The 19,133-nt window shown below is 32.1% G+C and carries 13 protein-coding genes and 1 tRNA gene; 5 read left to right on the forward strand and 9 right to left on the reverse strand.

The window, feature by feature from the left end; genetic code table 11:
- Positions 1-68 precede the first annotated feature (68 nt).
- Positions 69-563 (forward strand): JAB domain-containing protein, encoded by a 495-nt coding sequence (locus IEW75_RS06605; protein WP_229714409.1) that lies wholly within the window; start codon positions 69-71, stop codon positions 561-563.
- 12 nt (positions 564-575) lie between these two features.
- Positions 576-758 carry a hypothetical protein gene (locus IEW75_RS15760; RefSeq protein ID WP_134247937.1) on the forward strand — a complete coding sequence of 61 codons (183 nt, stop codon included), beginning with the start codon at positions 576-578 and terminating at the stop codon, positions 756-758.
- Here IEW75_RS15760 and IEW75_RS06610 read toward each other — a convergent pair.
- A complete protein-coding gene (locus IEW75_RS06610; protein WP_134247938.1) occupies positions 697-1,026 on the reverse strand; it encodes an Arm DNA-binding domain-containing protein in 330 nt (109 codons plus the stop codon). The genes IEW75_RS15760 and IEW75_RS06610 overlap by 62 nt on opposite strands.
- A gap of 240 nt (positions 1,027-1,266) precedes the next feature.
- Positions 1,267-1,351: transfer RNA gene (locus tag IEW75_RS06615), tRNA-Ser, on the reverse strand.
- Positions 1,352-1,461: 110 nt separating this feature from the next.
- Between IEW75_RS06615 and IEW75_RS06620 the strand changes: the two genes are divergently transcribed.
- Together IEW75_RS06620 and aroC are read left to right on the forward strand one after the other, a co-directional pair.
- Positions 1,462-2,214 (forward strand): sulfite exporter TauE/SafE family protein, encoded by a 753-nt coding sequence (locus IEW75_RS06620; protein ID WP_134247939.1) that lies wholly within the window; start codon positions 1,462-1,464, stop codon positions 2,212-2,214.
- Between the two features lie 69 nt (positions 2,215-2,283).
- Complete coding sequence (gene aroC, locus IEW75_RS06625; protein WP_134247940.1) at positions 2,284-3,333, forward strand: chorismate synthase; 1,050 nt, start codon at positions 2,284-2,286, stop codon at positions 3,331-3,333.
- A 178-nt stretch (positions 3,334-3,511) separates the two neighbouring features.
- On the opposite strand, the gene acs is transcribed toward aroC, so the two are convergent.
- The 7 genes from acs to IEW75_RS06660 all read right to left on the reverse strand — a co-directional run bounded on the left by acs (position 3,512) and on the right by IEW75_RS06660 (position 14,319).
- Entirely contained in the window at positions 3,512-7,336 is a 3,825-nt protein-coding gene (gene acs / locus IEW75_RS06630; RefSeq protein ID WP_134247941.1) for an acetate--CoA ligase, read from the reverse strand.
- A gap of 29 nt (positions 7,337-7,365) precedes the next feature.
- Positions 7,366-7,728 (reverse strand): response regulator transcription factor, encoded by a 363-nt coding sequence (locus IEW75_RS06635; protein WP_134247942.1) that lies wholly within the window; start codon positions 7,726-7,728, stop codon positions 7,366-7,368.
- Position 7,729: 1 nt separating this feature from the next.
- On the reverse strand, positions 7,730-10,360 hold the full coding sequence (locus IEW75_RS06640; RefSeq protein ID WP_134247943.1) for a sensor histidine kinase: 2,631 nt from the start codon (positions 10,358-10,360) through the stop codon (positions 7,730-7,732).
- Positions 10,361-10,622: 262 nt separating this feature from the next.
- Complete coding sequence (locus IEW75_RS06645; protein WP_134247945.1) at positions 10,623-12,314, reverse strand: sodium:solute symporter family protein; 1,692 nt, start codon at positions 12,312-12,314, stop codon at positions 10,623-10,625.
- 26 nt (positions 12,315-12,340) lie between these two features.
- The gene (locus IEW75_RS06650; RefSeq protein WP_134247946.1) at positions 12,341-12,595 is read right to left on the reverse strand and encodes a DUF4212 domain-containing protein; all 255 of its coding nucleotides are present in this window, start codon (positions 12,593-12,595) and stop codon (positions 12,341-12,343) included.
- A gap of 11 nt (positions 12,596-12,606) precedes the next feature.
- Positions 12,607-13,782, reverse strand: a complete 1,176-nt coding sequence (locus IEW75_RS06655; RefSeq protein ID WP_134247947.1) for a DcaP family trimeric outer membrane transporter — start codon at positions 13,780-13,782, stop codon at positions 12,607-12,609.
- A 117-nt stretch (positions 13,783-13,899) separates the two neighbouring features.
- Positions 13,900-14,319 (reverse strand): IS1/IS1595 family N-terminal zinc-binding domain-containing protein, encoded by a 420-nt coding sequence (locus IEW75_RS06660; RefSeq protein ID WP_134247948.1) that lies wholly within the window; start codon positions 14,317-14,319, stop codon positions 13,900-13,902.
- A 300-nt stretch (positions 14,320-14,619) separates the two neighbouring features.
- Between IEW75_RS06660 and gltB the strand changes: the two genes are divergently transcribed.
- A complete protein-coding gene (gene gltB / locus IEW75_RS06665; RefSeq protein ID WP_134247949.1) occupies positions 14,620-19,131 on the forward strand; it encodes a glutamate synthase large subunit in 4,512 nt (1,503 codons plus the stop codon).
- The last annotated feature ends 2 nt before the right edge of the window (positions 19,132-19,133 follow it).

Raw genomic sequence — 19,133 nt, forward strand, 5'->3', positions numbered from 1 at the left:
CATAAAGAGGGTGTTCTCTTGGAAAATTGTACCCTCTTTTATTAGTATTAACCATAAAAAGTAAAACAATGAAATCGAAGATTCACGAATTCCAAAACAACTATTTAGCTATGAGAAAAATCAAAGTTAATGAAATAAAAATCAGTTATAAAGAAAAGACCAAATTAGAAACCTTGGAAGCAATAAGGGGCTCCTCAACAGCAGCAAAGATACTTTTTAAGCATTGGAACAAAAGCACCATTGGACTGCAAGAAACATTCAAGGTACTATTATTGAATAACTCAAATAAAGTCAAAGGAGTTTATCAATTATCTACAGGAGGAATTACTGGAACCTTAGTTGATATTAGAATACTATTTGCCGTCATTTTAAAATCCCTATCAGTTGGGATTATATTAGCACATAACCACCCAAGCGGTAAACTACAGCCAAGTGAAGCGGACAAACAATTGACCCAAAAAATAAAAAAAGCAGCAGTTTTATTTGATGTGAAAGTACTCGACCATTTAATTATAATTCCAAATGGTGAGTTTTATAGTTTTTCAGATAACGGTTTAATTTAATATACACAAGTTATGATTTATTTAAACTATTCTAATTTAGATACAGCAACACAAAAAAGGTTACTTGCAACTTCAAAAAAAGACGTTGAACATAAGTTTGGAAAAAGTATAAAAGCGTATGCTAAAAAACATGTTACCAATTATGAGCAACTATTAGAAGAGGAAGCACTACGAAATTTGTACAGCTATAAGTAATTGTGCTTTCATTTTCACTAAGCTTTTCATGGATTTTATAAATTCTATTTCTAATACCATCTATATACCTGTTTAGTTCTCGTACATTTGAGGTTGTACCTCTCATTTTACCAGCTTTTGTATTCCATTTTTCTAAAAGAACTTTTCTTTTAATACTTAATTCACTACGTTTCCCATCAATTGTAATTCTTAAGTAAACAGGAGCTCTGCCATTTTTGTTTATATCGTTGCCTCTAGGGTAAAATAATATAGAAAATCTACTTTGCATCAGTGCGTATGTATTAAAATTGTATTTAAAGATACAAAATAATAATTAATAAATATGCTGCAACAATTTGATTAATAGTATTTTGAGGTGAATTAGGTGCGTAATTTCATAAAAAACAATGCGCACCGAATAGCGCACCTTTTATTTAATATTTTATGGTTTAAAATGATATTATAGAAAATTAAAAACCCTGTAATCATTTGATTTACAGGGTTTTGTTAGAATTTGGTAAATTCTCAGCGGAGAAAGAGGGATTCGAACCCCCGGAGGTGTGACCCTCAACAGTTTTCAAGACTGCCGCATTCGACCACTCTGCCATTTCTCCCTTAGCGAGGGCAAATATAAAACCCTTTTTTGTTTTGCTCAAATTTTTTTGAACTTTTTTTTAGAATATTTTTATTAAAAATAATATACATTTGCATTTCAATTTTTTGAATGAATCCAATAGTAGAAATTATCGTTTTAATTGTAGTTGGTTTTATTGCAGGAGCTATTAACACAATTGCAGGAGGAGGTTCTTTATTGTCACTTCCAATTCTTATTTTTTTAGGTTTGCCACCAAATATTGCCAATGGTACAAACCGTATTGCTATTATCATTCAAAATATATTTACTACCGCTGGTTTTAAAAGTAAAGGAGTTAAAACATTTCCATTTAGCATTTATGTAGGTATTTCTGCTTTAATTGGAGCCATTATTGGGGCCCAAATTGCAATAGATATTAAGGGCGAAACTTTTAATAAAATTTTGGCAGTTATAATGGTAGTTGTTGTGTTTTATATGGTGTTTAAATCTAAATTTAAGCATGTAAACGACATAGAAAAAACAACAGGTAAACATTTGTGGTTAAGTATTATACTTTTCTTTTTTGTTGGAATTTACGGAGGATTTATACAAGCTGGAGTAGGTTTTATTATGTTATTGATTTTATCTTCGGTAAATAATATTTCTTTAGTGAAAAGCAATGCTATTAAAGTAACAGTTGCTTTAATTTATACATTTTCTGCAATTGCAGTTTTTATTTATAACGACGCTATTAATTGGCGCATAGGTTTAACTTTGGCAATTGGAAATGCTGTGGGAGGCTGGTTTGCAAGTAGATGGTCTGTTAAAAAAGGTGACGGTATGGTTCGTATTTTTTTAATTGTTATGGTTGTTATTATGGCAATAAAACTGTGGTTTTTTTAAATTTATTTCAACTGGTAAAAGTACCTACTATAAAATTCTTTTTTTACATTTGTTGCTTAAATTATTTGTATGTCTAATTCATTTGGAAAAATATTTACAATTACAACTTTTGGAGAATCACATGGTGAAGCTATTGGTGGCGTAATTGATGGTTGTCCTGCAGGTATTGAAGTTGATTTTGATGCTATTCAAAAAGATATGGATAGAAGAAAACCTGGTCAATCTAAAATTGTAACACAGCGCAAGGAACCAGATGAGGTACAGTTTTTATCGGGTATTTTTCAAGGAAAAACTACAGGAGCTTCCATTGGATTTATTATTAAAAATGTACATCAGCGTTCTAATGATTACTCTCATATTAAAGACTCATTTAGACCATCTCATGCAGATTATACATACGATAAAAAATATGGTCATAGAGATTATAGAGGAGGCGGTAGAACTTCTGCTAGAGAAACTGCTAACTGGGTTGTTGGAGGTGCTATTGCAAAACAAGTAATACCATCAATAAAGATTAATGCATACACATCATCGGTGGGTGATTTATTTTTAGAAAAACCATATCAGGAACTAGATTTTAGTAAAGTTGAAGACAATATTGTTCGTTGTCCTGATACTGAAGTTGCTAAAAAAATGATTTCTAAAATTGATGAAATTAGAAAACAAGGTGACACTATTGGAGGTACTGTAACTTGTGTTATTCAAAATGTACCTGCTGGCCTAGGAGAACCAATTTTCGATAAACTGCACGCTCAATTAGGTAAAGCTATGCTTTCTATTAATGCAGTTAAAGGCTTTGAATATGGAAGTGGCTTTTGTGGTGCTAAAATGAAAGGTAGTGAGCATAATGATATTTTTAATGATGATGGTTCTACTAAAACTAACCTTTCTGGAGGAATTCAAGGAGGTATTAGTAACGGTATGGATATTTACTTTCGAGTAGCTTTTAAACCAGTTGCCACCATTATGCAAAAGCAACAAACAATAGATAAAGATGGGAATATTGTTGAAATGCATGGTAAAGGTCGTCATGATCCCTGTGTAGTGCCAAGAGCAGTGCCAATTGTTGAGGCATTAGCCGCTATGGTGTTAACCGATTTTATGTTGTTGAATAAATAAGCAGAATAATTTAAATAATTACTTTTCTGATAAACTTTAACATAGGAGTGAAGTCATTTTTTAATTAAAGAAAAAAGATTGCTTCATTTTTATTAGTACTTTTTAAATTGTCGTTCTAAATAAAATGAAGCAATCAGAAATGTTAGCAATAAAAAGAATTTTTTTATTGATTTTAAAATTATTTAACCAAAGAACCTTCCATAATAGCAGCTACAACATCTGGATTTAATAATGTTGAAATATCACCTAAATTAGAAGTTTCGTTCTCTGCAATTTTTCTTAAGATTCTACGCATAATTTTTCCAGATCGTGTTTTTGGCAAGCCAGGAACAAATTGAATTTTATCTAATTTTGCAATTGGTCCAATAGTTCTTCGTATTAAATCGTTGATTTCATGACGTAAGAAATCATCGTTTTCTGGAGTTTCATATACAATTACATAAGCATACAAGGCATTTCCTTTAATATCATGTGGATATCCAACAATGGCAGACTCTACAACATTTGAATGTTCATTTATTACATTTTCAATTGGTGCAGTGCCTAAATTATGTCCAGAAACTATTACAACATCGTCAACCCTACCAGTTATTCTATAATTTCCTTCCAAATCTCTAAATGAACCATCTCCTGTAAAATATTTGTCTTTAAATGCTGTAAAATAAGTTTCTTTATAGCGTTTGTGATCTCCATAAATAGTTCGAGCAATAGAAGGCCAAGGATATTTAATACACAATTTACCTTCTGCAGGATTTGTATTTACTTCATTACCGTTATCATCTAAAATACAAGGTTGAATTCCAGGCAATGGTCTTGTTGCAAATGTTGGTTTGGTAGGAGTAACACCTGCCATTGGAGAAATCATAATTCCACCTGTTTCTGTTTGCCACCAAGTATCTACAATTGGAGATCTTTGCTTTCCAATTTTTTCATCGTACCAGTGCCAAGCCTCCTCATTAATTGGCTCTCCTACAGTTCCTAAAACTTTTATGGAACTAATATCGTTTTGTTCGGTTAATTCATTTCCTTGTGCCGCTAACGCTCTAATTGCAGTTGGTGCTGTATAGAATTGATTTACTTTATATTTTTCAACAATTTGCCAAAAACGACTGTAATCTGGGTATGATGGAACTCCTTCAAACATTAATGTTGTTGCACCAGCTGCTAATGGTCCATAAACAATATATGAATGTCCAGTAATCCAACCGATATCTGCAGTACAGAAATAAACATCACCATGTTGGTATTGGAATACATTTTTAAAACTATAAGCAGTATGAACCATATATCCAGCACACGAATGTACCATTCCTTTTGGTTTTCCTGTTGATCCAGAGGTGTATAGGATAAATAACATATCTTCAGCATCCATTTCCTCAGCAGGACAAATATCATTTACTTTTGCTATTTCATCATGCCACCAAACATCCCTTCCTTCTTTCATAACTACTTTAGAATTAAGTCTATTCAACACAATTGAAGTTTCAATAGTTGGACAGGTTTCTAGAGCTTCGTCTGCAATAATTTTTAAATCAACTGCTTTCGCGCCTCTATTTACGCCATCTGTAGTTAATAGCATTTTACATTCTGAATCATTAATTCTTGTTGAAAGTGCTACTGCCGAAAATCCTGCAAAAACTACCGAATGCACAGCTCCAATTCTAGCACAAGCCAATACTGCAATTGCCAATTCTGGAACCATTGGCATATAAATACAAACTCTATCGCCTTTTGTAACATTGTTGTTTTTAAGTACATTGGCAAAACGACTCACTTCTGAATGTAATTCTGTATAGGTTAAAATTCTATTTGGTTCTGTTGGACTATTAGGTTCCCAAATAATTGCTGGGTCATTTCCTCTTTTTTCTAAATGACGATCTAAACAGTTTTCAGTAATATTAAGTTTTGCACCTTTAAACCATTCAAATTTTGGTTTGTCCCAATCGTATTCTACAATTTTATCCCATTTTTTACGCCATGTAAACGTTTCTGCAATTTGTGCCCAGAATCCTTCAGGATCATTAACACTATGTTGGTAAGATTTATAATATTTAATAAAAGAATCAACTTGTAAATCATCTAAAGTTTCTTTTTCTTCTTCGGTAGCGTGCTCATAAATTCCTATTTTATGAAGTTTGAAGTCGTGGGTAATTTCAGTAACTATTTCAGGATCATCAATTGTTGAAGGAATTGTAAACTCAACTCCATCCGCAATATTTCTCAATAATTTTCTAAGGATTTTACCTGAACGTGTTTTTGGTAAACGCTTAACTATCAATACTTTTTTTAATGAAGCAACAGGACCAATTTGCTTTCTAACTTCTTGTACAATATTATATTCCAATTCGAAATTGGAAACATAATCGCCTGATTTTAGTACAACTAACGCTAAAGGAACTTGTCCTTTTAAGTCGTTTTCAATCCCAAAAACAGCACATTCTGCTACTGAAGAGTTAGAGGCAACTATTTCTTCCATTTCTGCAGTTGACAACCTATGACCCGCAACATTAATTACATCATCTACACGTCCAGTAATGTAAACGTATCCATCATCATCTGTATAACCTCCATCTCCAGAAAAATAATAACCTGGAAACTTTGTTAAATATCCATCTATAAAACGGTCTGTATTGCCCCAAATATTTAATAAGTTCCCTGGAGGTAGTGGTAATTTCACAGCTACAAAACCTTCAGAATTTGCATCAACTTGTTCTCCTTCTGCATTTAAAATTTGAATATTATATCCTGCAACGGGTTTTGTTGCAGATCCTGGTTTAATTGGTAACGCTTCTATTCCCATAGAATTAGCTAGCATTGGCCAACCAGATTCAGTTTGCCACCAGTGGTCAATTACAGGAATTTGTAATTTTTCTTCCAACCATTTTAAAGTTGCAACATCGCAACGTTCACCAGCTAAAAATTGATATTTCAAACAACTTAAATCGTATTGTTGCATGAATTCACCGTCTGGATCTTCTTTTTTTATAGCTCTAATTGCAGTTGGCGCAGTGAACATAACTTTTACATTATTTTCGCTAATTATTCTCCAGAATGTGCTTGCGTCTGGAGTTCTAATTGGTTTTCCTTCAAAAACAATGGTTGTGTTCCTATTTAATAATGGTCCATACACAATATAACTGTGCCCAACAACCCAACCAACATCAGATGCTGCCCAAAAAGTATCTCCTTCTTCAACACCATAAATATTTTTCATAGAATATTTTAAAGCTGTTGCATAACCTCCGGTATCACGTAAAATACCTTTTGGTTTTCCCGTTGTGCCTGATGTATACAAAATATAAAGTGGATCTGTTGCTTTCATAGCAACACAAGCTGCAGGTTCTGAGTTTTTTTCTAATTTTTTATAGCTGATATAACGTTCTGTTTTTGGATTTACCGCTCCTAAATTACGTTGATATACAATTACCTTTTCTGGTTTATGTTTAGCAAGTTTAATTGCTTTATCAACCATTGGTTTGTATTCAATTAAGCGGTCAACTTCCATTCCAGATGTTGCGGTAATAATTGCTTTTGGTTTACAATCGTCTATTCTAATTGCCAATTCATGTGGCGCAAAACCTCCAAAAACTACCGAGTGGATAGCTCCAATTCGGGAACAAGCTAACATACTAAATGCAGCGTGCGGAATCATTGGCATATAGATAATAACGGTATCTCCTTTTTTAACACCCAAATCTCGCAATCCACCAGCCAAACGGGCTACTTTATTTTTTACTTCGTTGTATGTATATGTTACTTTTTGTTGTGTTACAGGTGATTCATAAATAATAGCAGCTTGCTCTCCAAAACCATCTTCTACGTGTTTATCAACAGCTAAATAACACATGTTTAATTCTCCGTCTGCAAACCAACGGTCAAATCCATTCTCATCTTTAGATAAAATAGTTGATGGTTTTTTATACCATTTTAGATTTTTAGCTTGTTCTTTCCAAAAATTTTCTGGGTTTTCGATACTGCTTTTGTAGTGTTCTTGATAACTCATATTTTTATTTTTTTAGTTGAATATCTTTTTTATTTTAATAACTCTTTTACTTCTTTTACTAATTTTTTAGTTGAAAAGGGTTTGGAAATGTATTTATCTGCTCCTAATTGTAAGCCTAACTCTATATCAGAAACTTTATTCTTAGCAGATAAAAACAGCACCTTTATATTATCTAATTTAGGATTTTTTTTTAAATGTTTTAATACTTGATAACCATCAACATTTGGCATCATTATATCTAACAAAATAATATCAGGAAGATTATCTTCAGCAATTTCAATGGCTTCAGAACCATCTCTAGCAATAAATACTTCAAAATTTTCTTTTTTGAAAATATATTCCAAAGACATTACAATATTGGGTTCATCGTCTACAATTAGTATCTTTTTCATGTTACTTGTTGTTTAATGGTAAAATAAATGTTAATCTTGCTCCAGTTGGTCTAATATTTTCGGCCCAAATTTTTCCATTATGACTCTCAATTATTTGTTTGCTAATTGCCAAACCCAAACCACTTCCAACTGGTTTTAATATGGTTTGATTTTTTGATTGATAAAATTTATTAAAAATTGAGCCTAATTCATCTTTTGAAATTCCTTTTCCATTATCTTCTACAGAAATTTCAATGTTGTTTTCATTTTGAAAGGTATATACTGAGACACTTCCAACCTCTTCATTAGAAAATTTTATTGCATTAGATAGTAAGTTTATAATTACTTGTTGAATTCTATCTTCATCGTAAATTAAGTTAGCGTCGTTTATTCCTTCAATATTAATTTTAACCTGCTTTTTTATCGCTAATTGTTGTACAGAGTTAATTGATTTTGAAATAGTTTCTTGTATAGAGTTTTCTTTTAACTCTAATTTTTCTTTACCAGTAGCTAACTTTTCTAAATCTAAAATATTATTTATAAGCCTGCTAACGCGTTCGCTTTCACTTAAAATACTTGTTAAAAATTTATTTTTAACTTCATGGTCAATTTTAGCATCATCCAACAGTATTTCAGACAATGCTCTAATAGATGTAATAGGTGTTTTTAGTTCATGTGCAACAGTATCTAAAAACTCATCTTTTTGTTTATCTTTTTCTTTTAGTGCCTTATTAGATTCTTTTGCTTTTTGCGTTTCATCTAAAATTTTCAATACTTCTTGGAGACTAATTTCTTCTTCTTTAACAACAGAAGAAATTAAAATTCTTGCAGAGGCACTTCCAATACTTCCTGTCAATAATTTTTCTGAGAAATTTACTAAACGAGCATCTGCAAATTGATCTTTTTTATTGATATTATACTTCATATAAAACAAATTTAAAGCGCGTTCAGTACGTTTATCGCCTAAGAATCTGGTTAATACTTTTCTAATATCTTTTACATAAGCTTCTCCTTTCCAAACAAAAGCATTTTCGTATAAGGAAGCATATTTACTGCTGTCAACAAACATTTCTGCAAAATTACGCTCTCTAGAACTTCCAATAATATTTACAGATAAAAGTGAATAGGTTATAACATTAAAAAAAATACTCCAAAAAAATGCGTGTGGAACAGGTTCAAAAATTTGCATTCCAAATAGGTTATAAGGTTTTAAAAAGCTAAACCCAAAAAGACCATCAGAAACAAAAGAAGATGCAATTTCCTGTGAATCAATTGTAAAAGGAATTACTAATGTATAAACTGTGACTAAAAATCCGACTAAAATTCCAAATTTTGCACCTATAGCCGATCCTCTTCTCCAAAAAAGTCCTCCAAAGAAGGAAGGTGCCAATTGTGCAATTAATACAAATGAAATTAACCCAATTGAAACTAAAGAACGGTCTAATGTAAAAAACTTATAGAAAAAATAAGCTACAATAATTAATGAAAATATAGATATTCTTCTAATATTTTTAATAGATTCTGTGTTTTTCTCAGACTCACCTTTACTAAATTTACTTAAAAAACCGTAAGGAATTATTAAATTGTTACTTAACATTGTTGATAATGCTAATGTAGAAATGACTACCATAGAAATTGCAGCTGAAAAACCTCCTAAAAACACTAGAATGGCTAAAAAATCATTGCCTTGTTGTAACGGTAACATAAGTGTAAATAAATCGGCCTCAACTTGTTGATTTTGAAATATAATATTTCCTCCCCAAGCGATAAAAATTACAAACACATTGAATAATAATAGATATAATGGGAATAACCAAGTTGCTTTTTTTAGATATTTTTCACGTTCATTTTCAACTACAGATACTTGAAACTGCCTTGGTAACAGCATAATAGCAATCATAGATACAATACTTAAAAGAAACCAATTAAATCCACCTTCTAAGCCATTTAGACTTTGCTGTTCTTTAAAATTTGGCAAAGTTGAAGCCTGCTGATAAATATCACCTGGGCCATTGAATAGGTAAAAAGTTACATAAACACCTATAATAACAAAAAACAGTAATTTAATAATAGATTCTAGTGCAACGGCTGTAATAATTCCTTTATGTCTTTCGGAAGCATCGGTATGTTGTGTGCCAAAAAATGCTGCAAAAACTGCCAATAAGATTGCAATGTAGAATGTAGTGTCTTTTATTATTGAATTTACTACAATAGTATGATTTGTAATTACATTAAACGTTTCTGAGATTGCTTTTAATTGTAATGAAATGTAAGGAACAATTGCCAGCACGCAAACCAATGTTACAAGTGCCCCTAAAAAACGATCGTTTCCATATCTTAATGAAATAAAATCAGCCAAAGAAGAAATTTTATTTCCTTTTGAAATACGAATGATTTTTTTCATTAATAACATCCAAGTTGGTATAATTATAACTGGACCAACATAAATTGCTAAAAATTTAATTCCAGAAGTTGCAGCTAAACCAACACTACCATAATAAGTCCACGCTGTACAATAAACAGCTAATGATAATGTGTAAACGTAAGGATTATTTACCCAGCCACTTTTTGAATTTTTTTCTGCCCAATAAGCCACATAAAAAATTACGGCTAAATAAATTATTATAATAGATATGACTAAAAAATTACTCATAAAAACGTTTTAAAATAATATGAGAGATTATAATTGCCAAAATCCAAACAACAAAAATATAAAAGTATATCAAGGGAAACCCAAAAACAGAAATCTCAGCATCAAACAACAAAATTATAGGAATGTTGAATAAGCTAAGTAATAAGATAGTTAATACTATGAGTTTTTGTTGGTGTCTTTTTTTCATTCAAAAAATTTAATTAGTTAAATATAATAAAAAGCAGCATTACAATAAAAATGCTGCTTTTTTACTAATTACTAACTAATGGTCACTAGCTTCACCAGCGCCCGAAGGAATTCTAATATCTTCAACTATATCTTGTACATGTTGAGGAGGTGCAGGTGTAAACCTGGAAACTACAATTGAAATAATAAAGTTAACAATCATTGCAACTGTTCCAAATCCTTCTGGAGAAATTCCAAACCACCATTCGCTTGAATCTGGCATTTCACCAATCCATCCTAATTTGTATTTTGCCATATAAAAGAACATTAAACTTAAACCAACTATCATTCCTGAAATTGCCCCTTCTTTGTTCATGCGTTTGTCAAAAATACCTAATAAAATTGCTGGGAAGAATGATGCTGCTGCCAAGCCAAAGGCTAAAGCAACCACTGCGGCGACAAATCCCGGCGGATTAATACCAAAATAACCTGCAATTAAAACTGCAACAAAAGCACTTAAACGCGCGGCAATCAATTCGCCTTTTTCAGAAATATCTGGTTTTATAATTTTCTTAAATAAATCGTGTGATATTGAGGAAGCAATTACTAATAAAAGTCCTGCTGCTGTAGATAATGCAGCGGCTAATCCACCAGCACCTACTAATGCAATTACCCAGTTTGGTAATTGTGCAATTTCTGGATTTGCTAACACCATAATATCTCGGTCAATTGTTAGTTCGTTTACAGATTTATCTGCAACATATTGTACAACGCCATCTGCATTTTTATCTTCAAACTTTATTAAGCCTGTTTTCTCCCAATTTCCAAACCATTCAGGTAATTCTGCATATTCCGCATTACTTACTGTTTCAATAAGTTTTGTTCTTGCAAAAACAGCTACTGCAGGAACAGTTGTATATAAAATCGCAATAAATAATAGTGCCCAACCTGCAGAAACACGTGCGTCTTTTACCCTAGGTACTGTAAAGAATCTAACAATTACGTGCGGTAAACCAGCGGTTCCTACCATTAATGCTACTGTAATAGCAAATACGTCGATCATACTTTTATTTCCAGAAGTATATTCATTAAAGCCAAGTTGGGTGGATAGACCATCTAATTTATCTAATAAATATATGCCATCTTCACCAGCACTTCCAAAACCTAATTGCGGAATTGGGTTTCCTGTCATTTGAAAAGATATAAATATGGCAGGTACCATAAATGCAAAAATTAAGACACAATATTGTGCAACTTGTGTATAGGTAATTCCTTTCATTCCACCTAAAACAGCATAAAACAAAACAATTGCCATACCAATATACACGCCCGTATTAATATCAACTTCAAGGTATCTTGAAAACACAATTCCTACACCACGCATTTGGCCAGCAACATATGTAAACGAAACAATTAAAGCAGCAATTACGGCTACTACACGAGCAGTATTCGAGTAATATCTATCGCCAATAAAATCGGGCACTGTAAATTTTCCAAATTTCCTTAAGTAAGGTGCTAGTAAAAGTGCTAAAAGCACATAACCACCAGTCCAACCCATAAGGTATACTGAACCATCATATCCTGTAAAAGATACAATACCTGCTAATGAGATAAATGATGCCGCAGACATCCAATCTGCCGCTGTAGCCATTCCATTCATAATTGGAGGAACTCCACCTCCTGCTACGTAAAATTCTTTTGAAGATCCTGCTCTGGCCCAAATTGCAATTCCAATATAAAGCGCAAAAGTTATTCCAACAAGTATCCATGTCCAAGTTAATATTCCCATGATTTAATTTTTTATTTAAAGATTAATTATTCGTCAACTCCATATTTTTTATCTAGCTTATTCATCAATTTTACATAGACGAATATTAAGATAACAAACACGTACATTGAACCTTGTTGTGCAAACCAAAAACCTAGTTTAAATCCACCCATTTTTATGGAGTTTAACTGATCCACTAATAAAATTCCGAACACATAAGAAACTAAAAACCATATACTTAGTAAGATTGCTAAATATCCAAGGTTTTCTTTCCAATATGCTTTCATATCTTTTTTTGACATAATTGTTAGTATTAAAATTTATAAATTGCTGTTGTTAGTAATCTAAAGTTATTTACTGAATCTGATGTAGAAGTAATGTCTCCATTTGTGGCAATGGATCCGTATTGTGCATTTGTAAATTCGCCTTCTAAACCTATTTTTAAACTTCCAGATTTCCAGCCAATTCTAGGTGAAACTCTAAAAGCGCTCTCAACAGTACCTAAAAAACCATCAACATAGGTTATTGATTCGCCAAAACCTCCATTTGCAGCATAACCACCAAACAAGCCCCATTCCATTGTTTCAGAAAAATCTCCGCTAAACTCTGTCCACATAGATAAGGTTTCATTATTCACAAAATCACCACTTCCATCTATTGCAAAACCTCCTATTTGAAGAATATCGGTCATATTTTGACCATAAGTTGCTTCTGCTTTCCAAGTTGCTTCACCTAATTTTGTTCTAAAATATCCAATAAAAGCAGTACTTGTTAAATTGTCCTCGCCTAGAGCAGGTCTGCTAGATTTTAAATTGAAACCTAAACCTCCCAAGGTTGTATTTGCTTCACCAAATTGTAATTGTGCGTGTAATTGTGGTATTCCAGATTGACTAACGCTTGCACCTCTTGTTTTAAAATCTCTTTCAGTAAAAAGTACTCCTATAAATTTTACACTTCCTTTTGTAGTAATACGAAGTTGTGGATTTCTTGAAAACGGCTGAAAGGGTACACCAGTATTAAAAGAATAAACGCCAGGGAAAACTGCCGTTACAAACATTGGATGCCAATACTGACCCATTATAATATCAACCTTATCATTTGATAATTGAATAAATGCATGCCTTAATCTTAATTCTCCAGTTGTTCCATCAGAGTTTCCGAAAAATGCTGCTTCTAAAACTCCAGAAGTTTTCATTCCAAAAAAATCAGGACCACTAATTGCTCCTTTTAATCTAGATTGGATTGCAAGAATGTTGAAATTGGATTGATCGTTTAAATCTTCGCCTCCAACAAGATTCTCAGCTGCTGGTAAAATATTAAAGTGACCTTCTCTAGCGTTTACAGTTTGACGTGTGTCAAACATAAAATCTGCCTTTACAAAACCGCTCCAATTAATTCCAAATTTTTTGTCTGTCTCATCAGACTGACTGTAACCTAAGTTTGTTAATGCAATTGATGCTATTAACAAGACCAATAGTTGTTTTTTCATAAATATAAGTTTGGTTAATTTATTTTGTGTATTAAAAAAATAATTTTTAACCCTTACAATATGAAAAGAAATAGATTTTAAATAAAATTACATATATATTTATGTTAATAGGTATAGCTAATCTTTAAAGCGCTCCCATCTTATTAACATATATTTGTCACCTAACTCGGTAACAATGACCCCAGCGCCAATTAAATTTTTATTTTCAGAAAAGTATTTTGCTAATTCTTGAGCGTTTAGAATTTTGTAAGTAGAATGATATTCAAAACTATAAGGGCGTTTAATATTATATTTTTTTACCCAATTAATAATACTTACATGTGAAATTCCTAAAATTCTCTCAATTTCTCTATAACTTAATCCTTCTAGATATAATTGTAAAGCTTTATTAACATAATAAGAGTCTATTTGCTTTCCAATCTTATTTACGGTAAAATAATAATTGCATTTTTTACACTTATAACGTTGTCTTTCTTTTACTATTCCACTCTTAACATAGTTGTTAGAACCGCAATTTGGACAGAATTCAATGTTCATATATATTAATTTTGCATAAATATACCTTTTTAGCGTTATTATTTATGATTTAATACATATATCTTTTTCGAAATTAAAGGAAGCAAAAGATAGAAATCTGACTTTTTTATAAAATGTACTTCATTTTAAAGTAAAACCTACTTAACAATTTATTAAAATTTAAAGCTTAAAAAGCGGTTTTAATTATTTTTAACGTTTGATTTGTTTTATTATGATAATTACAACGTTTTCGTAGTTATAAAGTGTACAAAGAGGTTTTTTCTCTATTTTTGTAACTATTCGATAATAATAATTTTTTATATGATAAAACAAGGATTATACTTGCCAGAATTTGAACATGAGAACTGTGGAGCTGGTTTCATTTGTAACTTAAAAGGACAAAAAACAAATCAAATTATACATGATGCTCTTGAGATTTTAGTTAAACTCGAACATCGTGGAGGAGTTAGCTCAGATGGAAAAACTGGAGATGGTGCTGGCTTGTTGATTGATATACCACATAAATATTTTCAAAGAGTTTGTGATTTTGAATTGCCTAATCAGAGAGGTTATGCTGTTGGAATGGTGTTTTTTCCTAAAAATAAAAATCAATATAGATTTTGCAAAGAAACATTTGAACAAGAACTTAAAAACCAAGGATTAATAATATTAGGATGGAGAAGAGTGCCTGTTGATTCTTCTCAACTTGGTGAAATTGCTTTAAATTCTGAGCCAATTATAGAACAAGTTTTTATAGGTAAAACGGCTACTTTAAAAGAACTTAATTTTAAGGCAAAGTTGTATGCTGCTCGTAAAATTGCTGAACATACAATTGCAGCTTCTAAAATGTCTGAAGCCTCTTATTTTTATGTTTCAAGTTTATCCAATACTACCTTAATATATAAAGGTATAATTATGCCCGAAGATATTGGGCCTTATTATATCGATTTACAGCAGCCAGATTTAGTAACTAGATTAGCGCTTGTACACCAACGTTTTTCTACAAACACAATGCCTTCTTGGGAGTTAGCACAACCTTTTAGATTTATGTGTCAGAATGGAGAAATTAATACGTTACGAGGTAATGTTAGTAGAATGCGCGTGCGAGAAGAAATTATGAGGAGTAAACTCTTTGGAGACGATATAGATAAATTATTTCCAATTATTTTACCTGGGAAATCGGATTCAGCTTCTATGGATATGGTTGTTGAATTGCTTACTTTAAGCGGAAGATCTTTGCCAGAAGTTATGATGATGTTGATTCCTGAAGCTTGGGAAAAACACCAAACAATGTCAGAAGAACGTAAAGCTTTTTACGAATACAATGCTTGTTTAATGGAACCATGGGATGGCCCAGCCTCGGTGCCATTTACGGATGGAGATTATATTGGGGCGTTATTAGATAGAAATGGATTAAGACCTTCTAGATATACTGTAACAAAAAGTGGAAAGCTAATTATGTCTTCTGAAATTGGAGTTGTGGACATAGCTCCGGAAGATATTGAAAAGCATGGGAGATTAGAGCCAGGAAAAATGTTTCTGGTAGATATGAATGAGGGAAGAATTATTAATGATGAAGAAATTAAAGCAAAAATTGTTTTGGAGAGGCCTTACAAAGAATGGTTAGACGAAACAAGAATTGACTTAAAAGATGTTCCTAATACGAATGAAGACTGTCCAATAGAAACCTTAGACATAAAAACACGTTCTCGTTTATACAATTATACTATTGAAGACATTCAAGAGGTAATTACACCAATGGCTCAAAACGGTAAAGAGGCTTTAGGGTCAATGGGAATTGATACACCTTTAGCTGTTTTATCAGACAGACCACAACTTATTTCTAATTATTTTAAGCAATTATTCGCTCAAGTAACCAATCCGCCTTTAGATGGAATTCGAGAAGAAATTGTTACAGATATCAGTCTTGCTTTGGGGAAGGACAGAAATATTTTCAGTATTACAAAACGACAATGTAAAAAATTGAGGATTCAAAATCCCGTTATTTCTAACAACGATTTAGAAAAAATAAGAAATATTAAAATTGGTAGAGATTTTAAAGCTATTACCATTGCAATGTTATACCAAAAAGACAAAGGTGTTAATGGTTTAGAAGATGCTTTAGAAGATATTATAAAGGAAGTTTCAAAAGCAGTAGATACTAGAAATAATATTATTATTTTATCTGATAGAGGTGCAAATGAAGAAATGGCTCCTATTCCAGCGTTACTGGCTTGTTCTTTTGTACATCACGAATTAAATAGGCTGCGTAAACGTTCTTATTTTGATATTGTTATAGAATCTGCCGAACCTCGTGAACCACATCAATTTGCAACATTATTTGGTTATGGCGCAAGTGCTATTAATCCATATATGGTGAATGAAATTATTCGTTTACAAGTAAAAGATGGTTTTATAACTGGAATGGATGAACAAAAAGCCGTTGATAATTTCAATAAAGCAATTGGAACAGGTTTGTTAAAAATAATGAACAAAATTGGAATTTCTACCTTACATTCATATAGAGGTTCTCAAATTTTTGAAATTGTTGGTTTCAATTCTAAATTTGTTGAAAAATATTTTCCATTTACTGCTTCAAGAATCGAAGGTGTTGGATTGTATGAAATTGAGAAAGAAATTTCGGCACGTTATAATTATGCATATCCTAAAACATTAATAAAAAACAGATTAGGCTTAAATATAGGAGGTCATTACCGTTGGAGACGAGGAGGAGAAAGACATATGTTTAATCCAACAACTGTTGCTAAATTGCAACAAGCTGTTCGACTAAGTGACCAAGATAGTTATAATGTGTATGCTAAAACAGTAAACGAACAAGCTGAACATTTAATGACAATTAGAGGTTTATTCGAGTTTAATAACTTCGATCCTATTCCAATTGAAGAAGTTGAACCTTGGACTGATATTGTAAAACGTTTTAAAACTGGAGCAATGTCCTACGGATCAATTTCAAGAGAAGCACACGAAAACCTTGCCATTGCGATGAACCGTATTGGAGGGAAATCCAATTCAGGTGAAGGAGGCGAGGACAGAAGACGTTTTCAAAAAGATATTAATGGTGATAGTAGAAATTCTGCTATTAAACAAGTAGCCTCGGGTCGCTTTGGAGTAACATCACATTATTTAACAAATGCTGAAGAAATTCAAATTAAAATGGCTCAGGGAGCTAAACCTGGAGAGGGCGGACAATTACCTGGAGAAAAAGTATTGCCTTGGATTGCCGAAGCAAGAAATTCTACGCCGTTTGTTGGTTTAATTTCTCCTCCACCGCATCATGATATTTATTCTATTGAAGATTTAGCACAATTAATTTTTGATTTAAAGAATGCCAATAGAGAAGCTCGAATTAATGTAAAATTAGTTTCAGAAGTTGGAGTTGGGACTATTGCTGCGGGAGTTGCAAAAGCAAAAGCAGATGTTGTTTTAATTGCAGGTTACGATGGTGGAACTGGAGCATCTCCACTTACATCATTAAAACACGCAGGTTTACCTTGGGAACTTGGGTTAGCAGAAGCGCAACAAACTTTGGTAATGAATGATTTACGTTCTAGAATTGTTGTAGAATGTGATGGACAGTTAAAAACAGGAAGAGATGTTGCTATTGCGGCACTGTTAGGTGCTGAAGAATTTGGTTTTGCTACTGCTCCCTTGGTGGCTTCGGGTTGTATTATGATGCGTAAATGTCATTTAAATACGTGCCCTGTCGGTATTGCAACTCAAGATAAAGAATTGCGAAAAAACTTTAAAGGGACACCAGAACACGTAATTAATTTCTTCTATTACGTAGCTGAAGAATTAAGAGCTATTATGGCACAACTTGGTTTTAGAACAATGGATGAAATGATTGGTCAAACTCAAAAAATTGACTCAAATAAAGCAATTAAGCATTATAAAGCAAAAGGGTTAGATTTATCTTCAATTTTGCACAGACCAATAGGTTATGGTAAAATGGCTTTAAGAAATATAGAAAAACAAGATCACGAATTGGACAATGTATTGGATTTTAAACTATTAAAGGATTCGCATAGAGCAATTTACAGAAAAGAGAAAACTGTATTGAATTATCCAATAACAAATGTAAATCGTTCTACTGGTGCAATTGTAAGTAATGAAATATCTAAAATTTATGGTCATTTAGGATTGCCAGAAGATACTTTAAATATAAACTTTACAGGGTCGGCGGGGCAAAGTTTTGGAGCTTTTGGTGTACCAGGATTAACATTCACTATTGATGGAAATACAAATGATTATTTAGGAAAAGGCTTGTCGGGTGCAAAACTGATTGTTAAGAAACCAGAAAAAGCTGACTTTATTGCTGAAGAAAACATTATAGTAGGAAACGTTTGTTTGTTTGGAGCGGTTAAAGGGGAAGCCTATATAAATGGTATTGCAGGAGAACGTTTTGCAGTTAGAAATTCTGGAGCAATTGCAGTTGTTGAAGGAGTGGGAGATCATTGTTGTGAATATATGACAGGAGGTAAAGTTTTAGTGTTAGGTGGTACAGGTAGAAATTTTGCTGCTGGTATGAGTGGAGGTATTGCTTATGTATACGATCCAAACAATAAATTTACCAATGGTTTGTGTAATACTGAAACTATAGAGTTTGAGAAAATAGAAAATAAAGATGCTGCTGAGATAAAAGCATTAATTGAAAAACACGTGCTATACACAAATAGTAATAGAGGTAAAGAATTATTAAAAAATTGGGCAAATAGCTTAAACAATTTTGTTAAAGTTATGCCTATTGAATATAAACGTGCATTAAAACGTTTAGAGACTGAAGAACAAATGGTTGAAGAATTAACAGCATAAGA

Origin of the sequence: Lutibacter litoralis (genome assembly GCF_014646675.1) — a bacterium.
Lineage (GTDB): Bacteria > Bacteroidota > Bacteroidia > Flavobacteriales > Flavobacteriaceae > Lutibacter > Lutibacter litoralis.